This is a genomic window from Jatrophihabitans lederbergiae, from assembly GCF_031845305.1.
GTDB lineage: Bacteria > Actinomycetota > Actinomycetes > Mycobacteriales > Jatrophihabitantaceae > Jatrophihabitans_A > Jatrophihabitans_A lederbergiae.
This window is the reverse complement of sequence record NZ_JAVREH010000015.1, coordinates 45,106-59,724: the sequence shown is the minus strand read 5'-3', so window position 1 is coordinate 59,724 and position 14,619 is coordinate 45,106. Positions and strand designations below refer to the sequence as shown.

Sequence of the window (14,619 nt, the reverse complement as noted above, 5' to 3'; positions counted from 1 at the left end):
CTAGCGGAGTGAGTGCTCACTCCGTCATAGACGACGGGTATTCAGCCCATCGGGTTGGCATAGTTGACCGGTGTCAGCGACCGGCCGACGTTCGTGCCGAAGATCCGTTCGAGCGCGTACTCGACGTCGTAACGCCAGGACACCGTCGACTTCAGCTCCATGCGCAGCCGGGGATAGGCCGGATGGGGTCGGACGGTCTTGAAACCGACCGACCGCAGGTAGTCGGCTGGCATCAGGCAGCCCCGGGACAGCGGGCCGGTGGAGCCGAAGGCCTCGATTGCCTTGACCCCCCGCGGGACGAGCTCCGCCGCGACCGCCTGCGCCAGCATCCGGCCTACCCCGCCGGAGGTCCACTCGGGCAGCACCCGGGCATTCATCAGCAACACGGCGTCGCCGGCCACCGGGGACGTCGGAAATGACATCGATCGCGGTACGAAGCCAGGTGGCGCGAACATCGCGTACCCGACCGGAACGCCGGCGACGTAGGCGATCTTGCCGCAGCTGCCCCAGTCCAGCAGCGTCGCCGACAGCCAGGCCTCTTTCGCGAGCGGCGCCTCGTCCGCCTCGACCGGGTTCGTGTCCACCAGCGGCCCCAGCTCCCAGAACAGGCAACTGCGGCACGGCGACGGCAGATCGTCGAGGTTGTCCAGGGTCAGCGGCATGATCCGGCGCGAAACCGACATGGTCCTAGCTAATCCGACGAAGGCCGGTGCTGTCCAGGCTGGCACGGCGACCGCCAGCACGACCATCCGCACCACCGTCGGCAAGGAAGGTGCCGAGCCTGCCGATCGCCTCCGTCAGCACCTCGACGTGCGGCAGGGTGACGATGCGCAGGTGATCCGGTGTCGGCCAGTTGAAGCCGGTTCCCTGGACCAGCAGCACGTGCTGGTCGCGCAGGAAGTCCAGCACGAAGCGTTGGTCGTCCACGATCGGGTACACCTCGGGATCGAGCCGCGGGAACACGTACAGCGCTCCCTTGGGCTCGACACAGCTGACGCCGGGGATCGCTCGCAACGCCGACACGGCGGCATCGCGCTGTTCGAGCAACCGCCCGCCCGGCAGCACCAGGTCCCGGATGCTCTGGCGGCCGCCGAGCGCGGTCTGAATGGCGTGCTGCGCGGGGACGTTCGCGCACAGCCGCATGTTGGCCAGGATGGTGAGGCCCTCGAGGTAGTTGGCCGCGTGGCTCTTCGGGGCGCCCGCAAGCAGCCACCCGGCGCGGAACCCCGCCAGCCGGTACGCCTTGGACAGCCCGTTGAACGTCAGCGTGAAGAGGTCCGGCGCGATGACGGCGAACGGCACATGGCTCGCGTCGTCGTAGAGGATCTTGTCGTAGATCTCGTCCGCCAGCACGGTGAGGCTGTGCTGCCGCGCGATCTCGGCGAGATCCTCCAGCAGCGGGCGCGGATAGACGGCACCGGTGGGGTTGTTCGGGTTGATCAGGACGATTGCCTTGGTTCGCGCCGAGATCTTCGCACGCAGGTCATCGAGGTCGGGAAGCCAGCCCTCGGACTCGTCACACCGGTAATGCACCGGGGTGCCACCGGCCAGTGACGTGGCCGCCGTCCAGAGCGGGTAGTCCGGTGCCGGCACCAGTACCTCGTCGCCGTTGTTCAGCATCGCCTGCAGCGCCATGACGATCAGCTCGCTGACGCCGTTGCCGAGCCAGACATCGTCCACGGTCACGGAGGTGTCCAGGCCCCGGTCCTGGTAGTGGCTGACGATGGCCGTCCGCGCGGAGAGCAGGCCCTGGGAGTCGGAGTAGCCCTCGGCATCGGACAGGTTCCTGATGACGTCCACGAGGATCTCGTCCGGCGCCGAGAACCCGAACGGTGCGGGGTTGCCGATGTTCAGCTTGAGGATGCGGTGACCCTGCTCCTCGAGGCGCTTTGCCTCTACCAGCACCGGTCCTCTGATGTCGTAGCAGACGTCAGCTAGCTTCGTTGATTGCACGAGATCCACCCGTGCAGCGTGTCACACCGGTGCTGCCCGCGCATCGCCTATATCTCCGGCGTGGCGTGGTAAACAGCCTGCATGGAATTTTCAGCGGTCGTTCGCGCGCGGCGGATGGTCCGCAACTATGACGCGTCCCGGTCGGTGGAGCGAGCGATCATCGATGACATGCTGGGCCTGGCCATCAGGGCGCCGTCGGCCGGCTTCAGCCAGGGGTGGCACTTCCTCGTGCTGGACACCGACGAGAGCCGCGAGCTCTTCTGGTCCACGACCACGGACCCGGACTCGCCAACGGACCGCTGGCAGCGTGGAATGCGGTCGGCGCCCGCGCTGATCCTCGCCATGTCGGACAAGCAGGCCTATCTCGAGCGGTATGCGTCCCCGGACAAGGGCTGGACCGATAAGGACGAGGCCCGCTGGCCGGTGCCGTACTGGGATATCGACACGGGGATGGCCAGCCTGCTCATCCTGCTGAGTGCCGTCGACCATGGCTTGTCCAGTTGCTTCTTCGGCGTGCCACCAGAACATCAGAACGCGACAAAATCGGCATTCGGCATCCCGCCGCGGATGTCTGTCGTCGGAGTGATCAGTCTGGGATACGGGGTGCCGGATCCGAAGTCGCCGTCTCTGAAACGCGGCAGGCGTGGCCTGGATGAGGTCGTCTCATACCAATCCATGACGGACTAGTCTGCCTGCTGAGCCCCCGAGGTGGGTGACACGGAGCCGAGCTGGGGCGCGATCACGGCGATGATGCGGTCGAGGTCGTCGATCGAGCCGAATTCGACCGTTATCTTCCCCTTGCGCTGCCCCAGATCGACGCGCACCCGCGTATCCAGGGCGTCTGACAACTTATCCGCCAGTAGTTCGAGCTCCGGAGCGGCCATCCGCTGTGCCGGCCTTCTGCGCGTGACCGACTTGGCCCCGGAGCCGAGAGCGAGCGCGACCAGCTCCTCGGTGGCCCGGACGGACAGACCCTCGGCGACGATACGGCTCGCCAGCTCCTCCTGCTGGTCACGGTCCGCCAAGCCGAGCAGTGCGCGCGCATGGCCGGCCGACAAGATACCGGCCGCAACCCGACGCTGCACCGGCACCGGCAGGTTCATCAGTCGGATGGTGTTCGTGACCTGCGAGCGACTGCGGCCGATCCTGCTTGCCAGCTCTTCGTGGGTCGCGCCGAACTCTTCGAGCAATTGTTGATACGCCGCAGCTTCTTCGAGCGGATTGAGCTGGGCGCGATGGATGTTCTCCAGCAGGGCATCCCGCAGCATGGCGTCGTCCGCGGTGTCGCGGATGATCGCCGGAATCTTCTCCAATCCCGCAGCGGTTGCCGCACGCAGACGGCGCTCGCCCATGACCAGTTCGTAGCCATCGTCAACGGCACGGACGACGATGGGTTGCAGAACTCCGAACTCGCGGATGGAATGTGCCAGCTCGGCAAGGGCTTCCTCGTCGAATGCCTGCCGTGGCTGCTTCGGATTGGTGCGAACCTGATCGGGGCGGACCTCTCGAAGGGTTGCGCCCGGTACAGGTGCTGGATCGAAGTATAAATCGGTGGCCGCGGACGCCGTCATCGACGCAATGGAGGGCACCCGAGGCCCTCCTTTCACGCCGCTACCTGGCGTAACGGCTGGGGCGGGGGGGGCACCGGTGGCACCCTCCCCTTGGCCAACCAGAGGAGCAGTTGACATAACGGATGCGATTTCGCGCTCTGTTGCCGCAGCGATGTCAGCATCTGGGGGAGTGGTTGGAATGAGAGCTCCTAGGCCGCGGCCTAGTCCACCCCGTCGTGGTGCCGTGCTCACTCCTGCGTCCCCTGTCCCTTGTTGTGGTGCTCCGAACTCCCGCCTGGCTGGTTTTGTTCCGCCGGCGATGGCCGTCCCCGCTCAGCCAGCTCGCGAGCTGCCTCCAGATAGCTCACGGCGCCCCGGGAGCCGGCGTCGTACGTCATCACGGTTTGCCCGTAGCCCGGTGCCTCCGATACCCGGACATTGCGGGGGATCACCGACCGAATGACCTTCGCTCCGAAATGTTGTCGTACCTCGTCAGCGACTTGGTCAGCCAGTCGGGTACGGCTGTCGTACATGGTCAGCAGCACGGTTGAGACGTCCAAGGTCGCGTTCAGCTGTGTTCGCACCAGTTCCACCGTGTTGAGCAGTTGGGCCAGACCCTCCAGTGCGTAATACTCACACTGGATGGGGATCAAAATCTCTTTGCCAGCCACCAGGGCATTGAGGGTCAAGAGACCCAGCGCGGGCGGGCAGTCAATCAGGATGTAGTCGGCCTGTGGTTCGTAACCGGATATTGCCTTGCGAAGACGGTGCTCGCGGGCAACTTGCGACGCCAGCTCGATATCAGCGCCCGCTAAATCGATGGTGGCGGGGACGCACCGCAGGCCGGGAGCGGCTTCGACGGGGACAGCGACGTCCTGAAGCGACGAGCTGCCCAGGAGCACGTCGTAAACGGACGGTGTGCCCGCATGATGCGCAACACCCATGGCGGTACTGGCGTTTCCCTGCGGGTCAAGGTCGATCAACAGCACTGACAGCCCGTGATGCGCCAGGGCTACTGCGAGGTTGACCGCTGTTGTCGTCTTCCCAACGCCGCCTTTCTGGTTGGCGACGGTGATAATGCGGGTGTCCGCCGGCTTCGGCCACACCTCGTTGCGGACATTGCGCACCTGAACGGCGCGCATCGCCTCACGCGCGATGGGTGTGTCGAATGTTTCACGTGAAACGCGGTCGGATTGACCCATGTTCTCTTCGGCTGCGACCACCTCAGCGTCATCTGAACCCAGAGCTGCGTCTGCCGCGACCGGAGGTATCGCATTATCAGGCATTGCTGATGTCATCTCATCACCTTGAGTAGCGGTATCAGTACGAGGCTCAGCGTCGAGTCACTGTGACGACACGGGTAGGCGGATCGGCCAAGCCCACGCCACACTCGACCACGCCGACAATCTCCCCGCGCATTCGAGTGATCAGCGAGCGGTGCTCGGCGAGTTCAGCCTCGGCGGACTCTCCCTTGATGGCCAGCAGGCTGCCACCGCGCTTCAGCAAGGGGAAACTCCACTTCACCAGCTTGTCCAGCGGGGCAACAGCCCGCGCCGTTACGAATGATGATGAACCTACCGTGCGGACGACGTCCCGGTCTTCGGCACGCCCTCGGACGACCCGAACACGGTCGACCAGCCCCAGATCCTGTACAGCCTCGGTCAGAAAGTTGGTTCTACGGAGTAACGACTCCACAAGATCGACCTCTAGGTCTGGGCGCACACAGGCCACCGCAAGGCCCGGTAACCCCGCTCCGGTGCCGATGTCCACTAGCCGCACTCCGGACGGCAGCAATTCACTGAGGGCCACCGAATTGAGCAGGTGCCGGTCCCATAACCGCGGCACCTCACGGGGTCCGATGAGCCCACGCACCGTTCCGGGCCCGGCGAGCCAACCAGCGTATCGGCCTAAAATAGCTACAAACGGTGCTAACCGGTTGCTAACGACAGCAGGTGGGGCCGGGGCTACCGGCTCTGCCTGCCGGCCTGTCGAGGGACCGTCCGTCACTGCGCCAGCAGGACGACGACCCGACGGCCCGGCTCTTCGCCCTCGGACTCGCTGATCACTCCGTCGGTGGCCGAAATGGCGTCATGCACAACCTTGCGCTCGAACGGATTCATCGGCGCCAGTCGCGCCGGCTCTCCCGAGCTCAGGACCTTATCGGCCGTCTCCTGGGCGAGCGCGGTCAGTTCCCCACGGCGGGCACGGCGGTGACCGGAGATGTCGAGCATCAAGCGGCTCCGCACGCCGGTCTGCTGCTGCACAGCTAGTCGGGTGAGTTCCTGCAGGGCATCCAGGGTCTCGCCGGACTGACCGATCAACGGTTGAAGGTCCGAGCCGACGATGGCCACCATGGCGCGACCGTTCTCGACGTCCAGGTCGATGTCGCCATCATAGTCCACGATATCCAGCAAGCGCTCGAGATAATCCGCGGCAATGTCGCCTTCCTGGACCAGGAGCGCCGGGCCGGTCGCGCGCCCGGTGGACTCAGCGTCGTCATCCTGCGCCACGGCATCGTCGGTTCGCGCGGAGGCGGTGTCAGTCATTGGCCATTCCCTATCTATGCGGCATGCGCAGGGCGCAGCGAAGAGGTGTTCGGGTGAAACTGCTGGTTAACGGCGCTTCTTGCCCGGCGAACGCTTGTTGTTGCCCGGGCGGTTGCCGTTCGGTCGCTGCGGCTTGGCTGGCTGCCGCGTCACGGGTGGCTCCGGGACGGCCGAGGTGTCGTCGTCGGAGACGCGCATCGCGGTGGCGCCCTTCGAGGCAGTGTTCGTCTTGGCGGCGTTCGCGGTCGCGTTACTGCCGGCAGCGGGCGTCACGCCGGCGCGGGTGCCCTTCGCGTTCGCCGGCTTCTGCCCCACCTTGGGCGCAAGCGTCTTGCCGACCTCACCGACCGGGCCAGCAGCAATCGCGGCGGTGTCGCCGGGGGTGTGCGGGTGGAACCGGAAGATGTAGAACTGCTGCCCCATCGTCCACAGGTTGCTGGTGAACCAGTACAGGAGCACGCCCAGCGGAAAGATGAATCCGGAGAAGATGACGGAGATCGGGATACCGATCTGCATCAGCCGCTGGATCATCGCCGCCTGGCCTTCAGGCGGAGTGGTCTGGTTCTTCATGACCGCGCGCTGGGTGATGTAGGTAGCGGCGGCGCTGATGAGCACCAGCACCAGAGAAACCGTACGAGTCGTCGTGACGTGCCCGCCCAGTTGCAGGATCTTGTCCGATGACTCCCGCAGCGAGGCCGCCAGCGGGGCGTTGAAGAGTTTGGCGTGGGCGGCCGCAGTCGTCTGCGCCTCGGTGAAGCCGTACAGCGTAAGCCCGCGAGAACCGGGGGCCAAGCCCACTGAATTCGAAATGTGCTTGAGCACATGGAACAGCGAGATGAAGATCGGGATCTGCAGGAACATGGGCAGGCAGCCCGAGATGGGATTGAATCCCTCGGCCTGCTGCATGGCCATCATCTCGCGCTGCAGGGTGGCCTTGTCGCCCTTGTGCTTCTCTTGCAGCTTCTTGATCTTGGGCTGCATCTCTTGCATACGGCGCTGGTAGTGCACCTGCTTCACGAAGAACCGGAACAGCACCAGCCGGGCCGTGACCACCAGCATGATGATCGACAGCGCCCAGGTCAGTCCGCTGTCCTTGCTCATTCCAAGCATGGTGAAGAGCTGGTACCAGCGCAACAGCACCCACGAGACGGCGGTATAGAGGAAGTCCAGCATCAATCAGCCTGTTCTACGAGATTCTTCTCATCCGACGAATCGGTGGGGGAATCGGTTCCACTGCGCCGAGCGACGGCCGGCGGTACGGGGTCGTAACCGCCACCGTGGAAGGGATGGCATCGTGCGATCCGCCGGATGCCCAGCCACGCCCCACGGCCGAGGCCATACGCTGTGATGGCGTCCACGGCGTAGCCGCTGCAGCTCGGCGTGTAGCGGCAGACCGGCGGTCGACGGGAACTCCACGCAGCCTGATAGACCGTGATCACGGTGACGCCGGCACGAGCTGCCCAGCCAGGTGGCGAAACCGCGTGGTCGGTCATCAGTGCGTCGCTCCGGCAGTGAGCCTGCCCAGCCGGACGAGCGCCCGGTCGAGATCTCGTCCGATCTCGGTGGAGCGCCGGGTGGCCGTATCAGGCAGCGCGCGAACTACCAGCCGTGATCCCGTGGGTAGGTCAGCAAGTCGCGCGCTCAACTGTGCTCGCAGCCGACGCGACACCCGGTGCCGGACGACGCTGCCGCCGACCGACTTGCCGACCACCAGCCCGACCCGAGCCGGTGCCGCCGATTCGGAACCGCCGTCCATCAACAGGTAGACCACCAGGTCGCCGCAGCGGACCCGGTGGCCTCGTTTGGTCACGGTCGCGAAGTCAGAACTCACCCGCAACCGATGGACAGCAGGGAGCACAGAGCAGCCGGCTCAGGCCGACAGCTCGCCGCGGCCCTTGCGCCGACGCGCCTGCAGAATGGCGCGACCGGCGCGAGTCCGCATCCGCAGCCGGAAGCCGTGGGTCTTGGCCCGGCGGCGGTTGTTCGGTTGGAAGGTCCGCTTGCTCACGGTCTCGCTCCATCACAATCAGGCGCCAGCCGCATCGTGCACGCGGTCGGCTGGGTTGGACGACGACACTGCCGACGGCGGTGTCGTTGGTTGAACAGCACAGGCTGCAGCCGAGGAAAATATCGACGGCATGCGAGAGCTCAACGGTACGGATTGACCCCGGTCAGGGTCAAACCGGGGTCACCGCACGACCCGTCGCACACCTGGCCGCATGACGCCCACCTGACCGCCGCCTGAGCTATCGTGCCGAGCCCTCGAAAATATCCGCCAGCCCAGGCAGGACGGGACGACACGCCGAGAACGAGGCCTCCAGGCCACAGCGCCCATTGTGAGTTAGCGCCTCTCGCTGTTACGTTGTCGGCTCATACAAACCAGTGCCGACCTGAATGCTCACGACGATCGATGCGGTCGCCGTGGCTCTTGGGTTCTCCACATACTGTGGATAATGGTGTGGATACTCGGTCCGCGACGGTGGGGCCGTTGCGCCGTTCTCCACCCGGTCGGCCGGGTCGCCGCGCAGCAGTGAGCGCACTGACCAAGGGAGTGAACACCAAGTGGCGGACGAACTGGCCGATCTCGCCGACGTCTGGAATCGTGCGATCAACCAGCTCGATGATCCTTCCGTGCGGCCTCATCAGCGTGCCTGGCTCAGCCTGACCCGACCGATCGGCTTGCTCGAGGACACGGCGCTGCTCGCGGCGCCGAACACCTACGCCAAGGAGTACCTCGAGAACAACCTCCGGCCTCTGATCACCGCCACCCTCACCGAGGCCTTGGGGCGCCAGATCAACATGGCGGTGACCATCCAGCCGATGGACTCCACCGATCGTCCGGTGATGGTGGCGACCCCCGAGCTCGAGCCGGATTCGGAGCTGGACGAGGTCGACACCTACGACCGCTTCGCCGACCGTCCCGACGAGCACCGTTTCGATGATCGTCCCGACCGGCTGAACCACGGCGACCCTCGAACCGGGTTCGGCAGGTACTCCGACGGGTTGAACTCTGGCATGGTCCGCGTCGACCACGAGGCTCGGCTCAATCCGAAGTACACCTTCGAGACGTTCGTACCCGGCTCGTCCAATCGTTTCGCGCACGCGGCCGCGGTAGCTGTCGCCGAGGCTCCGGCCAAGGCCTACAACCCGCTCTTCATCTACGGCGAGTCCGGTCTCGGCAAGACGCACCTGCTGCATGCGATCGGCACCTACGGCCGCCGGCTCGACCCCTCGATGCGGGTTCGCTACGTCTCCAGCGAAGAGTTCACCAACGACTTCATCAACTCCGTCCGGGTGAACGACGTCCAGTCGTTCCAGCGGCGGTACCGCGACGTCGACCTGCTGCTGATCGACGACATCCAGTTCCTGGAGCGGGCCGAGCAGACCCAGGAGGCGTTCTTCCACACGTTCAACACCCTGCAGCTGGCCAACAAGCAGATCGTCATCTCGTGCGACCGCAAGCCAGAGCAACTGTCCGGCCTGCAGAACCGTCTGGTGACCCGGTTCAAGTCCGGTCTGATCACCGACGTCCAGGCGCCCGACCTCGAGTTGCGCATCGCGATCCTCCGCAAGAAGGCCGCCAAGGACGGCATGACGCTGCAACCGGGCGTCATGGAGTTCATCGCCTCGAAGATCCAGAGCAATATCCGCGAACTCGAGGGCGCCCTCATCCGGGTCGTCGCGTTCGGCAGCCTCAACAAGCAGGACATCGACCTCAAGCTGGCCGAGATCGTGCTGAAGGACCTGATCTCGGAGTCGGACCGCCCCGACATTACGGCCTCCACGATCATGGCTGTCACCGCGGAGTACTTCGGCATCACGCTCGAGGACCTCACCAGCAGTTCCCGTACCAGGGTGCTCGTCTCGGCCCGTCAGATCGCCATGTACCTCTGCCGCGAGTTGACGGAACTGTCACTGCCCAAGATCGGGCAGACCTTCGGCGGCCGCGACCACACGACGGTGATGCACGCCGAGCGCAAGATCCGGTCACTGATGACCGAGCGCCGCAACGTCTACAACCAGATCACCGAGCTGACGAGCCGGATCCGGTCTCGTGCCCGGGCGTGACATTCCGGCGCAAGCGGCCGGCCGACGAGCCGCTGAACCGATTCCACAAATGTGGGTAGCCGTGTGGAAAAACACCGGCGTTGCTGTAGACGGTGTGCACGGTTCATCCGGCGTCCACCGCGCCGACGCGGATTCCCCCAGCTCGTCGACCGGTTACCCACACCACGAGGTGCCTGTTCTACTGGGCTCGCGGTCGTTGCCCACAGTGTCCACAGCCCTGATGACGACGATGGCTTAGTTCTATTGAGAGAGAAAAAGCCCCCACATACTGCTGCTGGGGATTGTGGACGCTGAGCAGGCCGGACGGGCATTCCGGCCAGGACGAGTGCAGACGGGGTGCCCCACCCCGCCGGGCCGCCAGGAATGAACTACAGCAAGATGTAGCGCACGGGCCGAGCTGAACAGGTTCGGCTGATGACAGTGGAGGGTTCATGAAGTTCCGAATCGAGCGGGACGCACTCGCCGAAGCCGTGGCCTGGTCGGCTCGTAGCCTGCCCGCACGGCCGGCGGCCCCCGTCCTGGCGGGGCTGCTGCTCGAGGTCGGCGATGACCAGCTCTCGATTTCGGGCTTCGACTACGAGGTGTCGACCCAGGCGCGCCTGGACGTCACGGCCGGTTCCGCCGGCCGGGCGCTGGTTTCTGGCAGGCTACTCGCCGACATCAGCAAATCCCTGCCGGCGCATCCGGTGGAGTTCACCGCCGACGGCTCACGGGTGACCATCAGCTGCGGCAGTTCCCGCTTCACCCTCCCGACCATGCCGGACGAGGACTACCCCCGGCTGCCGGAGCTGCCCACTACCGCCGGGACCGTCCTGAGTTCGGTGTTCGCCCGGGCCGCGGCGCAGGTGGCCATCGCCGCGGGCAAGGACGATACGCTGCCGATGCTGACGGGAGTCCGGTTCGAGATCGACGGCGACCGGCTGACCCTGGCGGCGACCGACCGCTACCGGCTGGCGATCCGGGAGCTGAACTGGAACCCGGTCACCCCCGAGAGCGCCAATGCCCAGGTGCTGGTGCCAGCGCGCACGCTCAACGATGCCGCCAAGAGTCTGACGTCCGAGGCCGAGCTGACCATCTCGCTCTCGAACTCCGGGAATGGCGAGGGCATCATCGGCTTCTCCGGCACCGGGCGCCGCACGACCACCCGGCTGCTCGACGCGCAGTTCCCGCCCTATCGGACGTTGCTGCCGACGGAGTTCTCGGTGACCGCGGACGTGCAGGTCGTGGCCCTGATCGAGTCCGTGAAGCGGGTAGCCCTGGTGGCTGACCGCGGTAACCCGGTGCGGCTGCAATTCTCCGACGGAGGCCTCACACTGACCGCCGGCGGCGACGACGAGGGCCGCGCCGAAGAGAACCTCGATGCAGACTTCAATGGCGACGAGATCACCACCGCGTTCAATCCGACGTTCCTGCTGGAGGGACTCGGTGCCATCGAAGAGCCTGTCGCACGGTTGTTCTTCACCACCCCGACGAAACCGGCGATCATCCGGCCGGCCGGCGCGCCGGGGGCAGCCTCGGGTCCGTCGGACTACACGTACTTGATCATGCCCGTCCGAATGCCGGGCTGAGCGGGGTGGCCTGCGTTCGCGAGCCCCTCGCGGCTACGGTGTAAATCGAGGGCGAGCGCCCACAGAGACCGGGAGGACTGCTATGGAAATCGGACTGATCGGCCTAGGGAAAATGGGCGGAAACATGGCCCAGCGAATCCGCGACGGTGGCCACACCGTCGTCGGCTTCGACCGGTCGCCCGCCTCGGCGCGGGACGTGGCCTCCCTCGAAGAGCTGGTGCAGAAGCTGTCCGCCCCCCGAGCCGTCTGGGTCATGGTGCCCGCGGGGGGTCCGACCGACCAGACCGTCAATGCCCTGGGCGACCTGCTCAGCGAAGGTGACATCGTCATCGACGGTGGCAACTCCAAGTACACCGATGACGCCCGGCATGCCGAGGAGCTCGGCGCGAAGGGGATCGGCTTCGTCGACGCGGGCGTGTCCGGCGGCGTATGGGGCCTGAAGAACGGCTACGCGCTGATGGTGGGTGGGGCGCCGGAGAATGTCGCCCGGATCCAGCCGGTGTTCGATGCCCTGAAGCCCGAGGGTGAGGGCGGCTTCGTACACGCCGGCCCCACTGTCGGTGCCGGTCACTTCGCGAAGATGGTCCACAACGGCATCGAGTACGGCATGATGCAGGCCTACGCCGAAGGCTACGAGCTGATGGCCGCGTCGCCGTTGATCGAGAACGTCACCGAAACCATCAAGTCCTGGCAGCAAGGCACGGTCATCCGGTCCTGGCTGCTCGACCTCGCGGTGCTCGCGCTCGAGTCCGACCCCGGGTTGAGCAAGCTGCGCGGGTACGCCGAGGACTCCGGCGAGGGCCGGTGGACGGTCGAGGCCGCCATCGACAACGCCGTGCCGTTGCCGGTGATCACCGCCGCGCTGTTCGCCCGCTTCGCCTCGCGGCAGGACGATTCACCCGCCATGAAGATGGTGGCCGCTCTGCGCAACCAGTTCGGCGGCCACGCCGTGGAGACAGCCGGATCGGTCTCGGCATCCGACGCCATCGCACCCGGTTCCCGCTGATCCCCACTGCGGACGCCTCTCTCGATGTATGTCGAACACCTGAGCGTCGCCGACTTCCGTAGCTGGCCCCGAGCCGATGTGGCCTTCGAGCCTGGGGCCAGTGTGCTGGTCGGCGCGAACGGCCAGGGCAAGACCAACCTCCTCGAGGCGCTCGGGTACCTGGCCACCCTCGGCAGTCACCGGGTGGCGGCCGATGCTCCGCTGATCCGAGCCGGCGCGGAGCGGGCAGTGGTGCAGGCCGCGGTGGTCTCCGGCGGCCGCCAGCTCGTACTGGAGGTCGAGATCACCGCGGGCCGGGCCAACCGGGCGAAGCTCAATCGCAGTCCGGTGCCCCGGCCTCGCGACATTCTCGGTGGCCTGCGCACGGTCCTGTTCTCACCGGAGGATCTGGCCATCGTTCGTGGTGATCCGTCCGAGCGCCGCCGGTTTCTCGACGACGTGCTGGTGCAGCGTGCCCCGCGGCTGGCCGGCGTCCGTGCCGATTACGAACGGGTTCTCAAGCAGCGGGCCGCCCTGCTCAAGACCGCGGGCGCCGCTCGCCGGGCTGGTGGCAGCGGCGACCTTCGGACCCTGGACGTCTGGGACGGTCACCTGGCCGAGCACGGCGCGGAGCTGCTCGCGGCGCGGCTGGAGTTGGTGGCCACGCTGACGCCCTATGCCGTCCGGGCCTATGCCGACCTCGCTCCCACCAGTGGCCGGCTGGCCCTTCGTTATGTCAGCTCGGTTGCTGCGTCCCTGCCTAATGACACCGCTGTGATTCCTGAGACCTCGGTCCTGTCCGCAGCATTGCTGGCGGAGTTGGCACGAGCGCGCCCGCAAGAGATCGAACGTGGCGTGAACCTGGTGGGTCCGCACCGCGACGACCTGGACCTCGGCCTGAACGAGTTGCCGCTGCGCGGCTATGCCAGCCACGGCGAGGGATGGTCAGCGGCGCTCGCCCTCCGGCTCGCCTGCTATGACCTGCTGTCCTCCGACGGTGCCGAACCGGTGCTGATCCTCGACGATGTCTTCGCCGAACTCGATGCCACCAGGCGTGACCAGTTGGCCGCGATCGCCGGCAAGGCGGAGCAGGTGTTGATCTCTGCCGCTGAGATCGCGGACGTGCCGGTGCTGCTGACCGGAGCGCGCTACGACGTCGGCGACGGCGAGGTGCGCCGTGTCAGGTGACAGCGACGAAAAAGATACCCATCGCGACAGTGACCGTTCTACCGGGGCTGGTGAAGAGTTACCCCCAGAATCAGACGACTTATCCACAGAAGCGGATGCTGCTGTGGAGCAGGGCGACATGGTGTCAGGAGCGCTGCGCTCAGCGCGGGCGATGTCATCCGGACGGCCTGGCGCGCGAGGGCGCGGCAGCTTTGCCACTCGCCGACGGCGCAATGCCGCACAGGCGGGTGGCTACAGCGGTGCCCGGCCGGACGGCCGGGACCCGGCACGGCTCGGCGACATCGTGGGCACCTCGTTCGGCGAGCTCGGTTGGGTCGCGCCGCTCGCGGAGGCGAGGCTGATGAGCCAGTGGGCTTCGGTGGTGGGCCCGGAGATCGCCGGTCGCTGCCATCCGGTCAGCCTGGTCGACGCCGAGCTGCGGATCACGGCGGAGTCGACGGCCTGGGCCACCCAGTTGCGCTTGATGGCACCGCAGATCCTGGGCAGGATCTCTCGCGAACTTCCCGCCGGTATGGTGCGCAAACTGATCATCTCGGGACCTTCCGCGCCATCGTGGAAGCACGGCCCCTGGTCGATGCGTGGCGGCCGCGGCGCCCGCGACACCTACGGCTGACCCGGCTGAAGCGTCCCGGCAGACACCCTTGGTGAGCCGCCGCGGTTTCATTCCGATGGCGCTCGTATCCCGAGTCACCCGGCGCCGCAAAATCGCTCTGTGTCGCCACCAGGGGTGTTGCGCGGCACCGGAACGTCAGTGGCACCAG

The 14,619-nt window shown here is 66.3% G+C and carries 16 protein-coding genes; 6 read left to right on the top strand and 10 right to left on the bottom strand.

The window, feature by feature from the left end; translation table 11 throughout:
* Positions 1–41: 41 nt before the first annotated feature.
* A complete protein-coding gene (locus RM423_RS12715) occupies positions 42–683 on the bottom strand; it encodes a GNAT family N-acetyltransferase (protein WP_311423402.1) in 642 nt (213 codons plus the stop codon).
* Positions 684–687: 4 nt separating this feature from the next.
* Positions 688–1,962, bottom strand: a complete 1,275-nt coding sequence (locus RM423_RS12710; protein WP_396327705.1) for a pyridoxal phosphate-dependent aminotransferase — start codon at positions 1,960–1,962, stop codon at positions 688–690.
* Positions 1,963–2,034: 72 nt separating this feature from the next.
* Between RM423_RS12710 and RM423_RS12705 the strand changes: the two genes are divergently transcribed.
* Complete coding sequence (locus RM423_RS12705) at positions 2,035–2,640, top strand: nitroreductase family protein (RefSeq protein ID WP_311423400.1); 606 nt, start codon at positions 2,035–2,037, stop codon at positions 2,638–2,640.
* Here the strand turns inward: RM423_RS12705 and RM423_RS12700 are convergent.
* The 8 genes from RM423_RS12700 to rpmH all read right to left on the bottom strand — a co-directional run bounded on the left by RM423_RS12700 (position 2,637) and on the right by rpmH (position 8,057).
* On the bottom strand, positions 2,637–3,641 hold the full coding sequence (locus RM423_RS12700) for a ParB/RepB/Spo0J family partition protein (protein ID WP_396327707.1): 1,005 nt from the start codon (positions 3,639–3,641) through the stop codon (positions 2,637–2,639). The genes RM423_RS12705 and RM423_RS12700 overlap by 4 nt on opposite strands.
* Positions 3,642–3,751: 110 nt before the next feature.
* Positions 3,752–4,801: a ParA family protein gene (locus RM423_RS12695; protein WP_311423399.1), complete on the bottom strand. Its 1,050-nt coding sequence runs from the start codon at positions 4,799–4,801 to the stop codon at positions 3,752–3,754.
* A gap of 34 nt (positions 4,802–4,835) precedes the next feature.
* Positions 4,836–5,510 carry a 16S rRNA (guanine(527)-N(7))-methyltransferase RsmG gene (gene rsmG, locus RM423_RS12690; RefSeq protein WP_311423398.1) on the bottom strand — a complete coding sequence of 225 codons (675 nt, stop codon included), beginning with the start codon at positions 5,508–5,510 and terminating at the stop codon, positions 4,836–4,838.
* Positions 5,507–6,049, bottom strand: coding sequence for a Jag family protein (locus RM423_RS12685; RefSeq protein ID WP_311423397.1), 543 nt, complete (start codon positions 6,047–6,049; stop codon positions 5,507–5,509). Before RM423_RS12685 ends, rsmG begins: the two co-directional genes overlap by 4 nt.
* A gap of 66 nt (positions 6,050–6,115) precedes the next feature.
* A complete protein-coding gene (gene yidC / locus RM423_RS12680) occupies positions 6,116–7,222 on the bottom strand; it encodes a membrane protein insertase YidC (RefSeq protein WP_311423396.1) in 1,107 nt (368 codons plus the stop codon).
* Positions 7,222–7,542 (bottom strand): membrane protein insertion efficiency factor YidD, encoded by a 321-nt coding sequence (gene yidD, locus RM423_RS12675; protein ID WP_311423395.1) that lies wholly within the window; start codon positions 7,540–7,542, stop codon positions 7,222–7,224. Before yidD ends, yidC begins: the two co-directional genes overlap by 1 nt.
* Positions 7,542–7,907, bottom strand: a complete 366-nt coding sequence (rnpA, locus tag RM423_RS12670; RefSeq protein WP_311423394.1) for a ribonuclease P protein component — start codon at positions 7,905–7,907, stop codon at positions 7,542–7,544. The genes yidD and rnpA overlap by 1 nt, the downstream gene beginning before the upstream one ends.
* A 12-nt stretch (positions 7,908–7,919) precedes the next feature.
* Positions 7,920–8,057 (bottom strand): 50S ribosomal protein L34, encoded by a 138-nt coding sequence (gene rpmH / locus RM423_RS12665; RefSeq protein WP_311423393.1) that lies wholly within the window; start codon positions 8,055–8,057, stop codon positions 7,920–7,922.
* Positions 8,058–8,611: 554 nt separating this feature from the next.
* Between rpmH and dnaA the strand changes: the two genes are divergently transcribed.
* From dnaA to RM423_RS12640, 5 genes are all read left to right on the top strand, one after another.
* A complete protein-coding gene (dnaA, locus tag RM423_RS12660) occupies positions 8,612–10,117 on the top strand; it encodes a chromosomal replication initiator protein DnaA (protein ID WP_311423392.1) in 1,506 nt (501 codons plus the stop codon).
* Positions 10,118–10,548: 431 nt separating this feature from the next.
* Entirely contained in the window at positions 10,549–11,685 is a 1,137-nt protein-coding gene (gene dnaN, locus RM423_RS12655; protein WP_311423391.1) for a DNA polymerase III subunit beta, read from the top strand.
* A gap of 82 nt (positions 11,686–11,767) precedes the next feature.
* Complete coding sequence (gnd, locus tag RM423_RS12650; protein ID WP_311423390.1) at positions 11,768–12,691, top strand: phosphogluconate dehydrogenase (NAD(+)-dependent, decarboxylating); 924 nt, start codon at positions 11,768–11,770, stop codon at positions 12,689–12,691.
* Between the two features lie 24 nt (positions 12,692–12,715).
* Positions 12,716–13,858 (top strand): DNA replication/repair protein RecF, encoded by a 1,143-nt coding sequence (gene recF, locus RM423_RS12645; protein ID WP_311423389.1) that lies wholly within the window; start codon positions 12,716–12,718, stop codon positions 13,856–13,858.
* A gap of 118 nt (positions 13,859–13,976) precedes the next feature.
* Positions 13,977–14,471 (top strand): DUF721 domain-containing protein, encoded by a 495-nt coding sequence (locus tag RM423_RS12640; RefSeq protein ID WP_311423388.1) that lies wholly within the window; start codon positions 13,977–13,979, stop codon positions 14,469–14,471.
* The last annotated feature ends 148 nt before the right edge of the window (positions 14,472–14,619 follow it).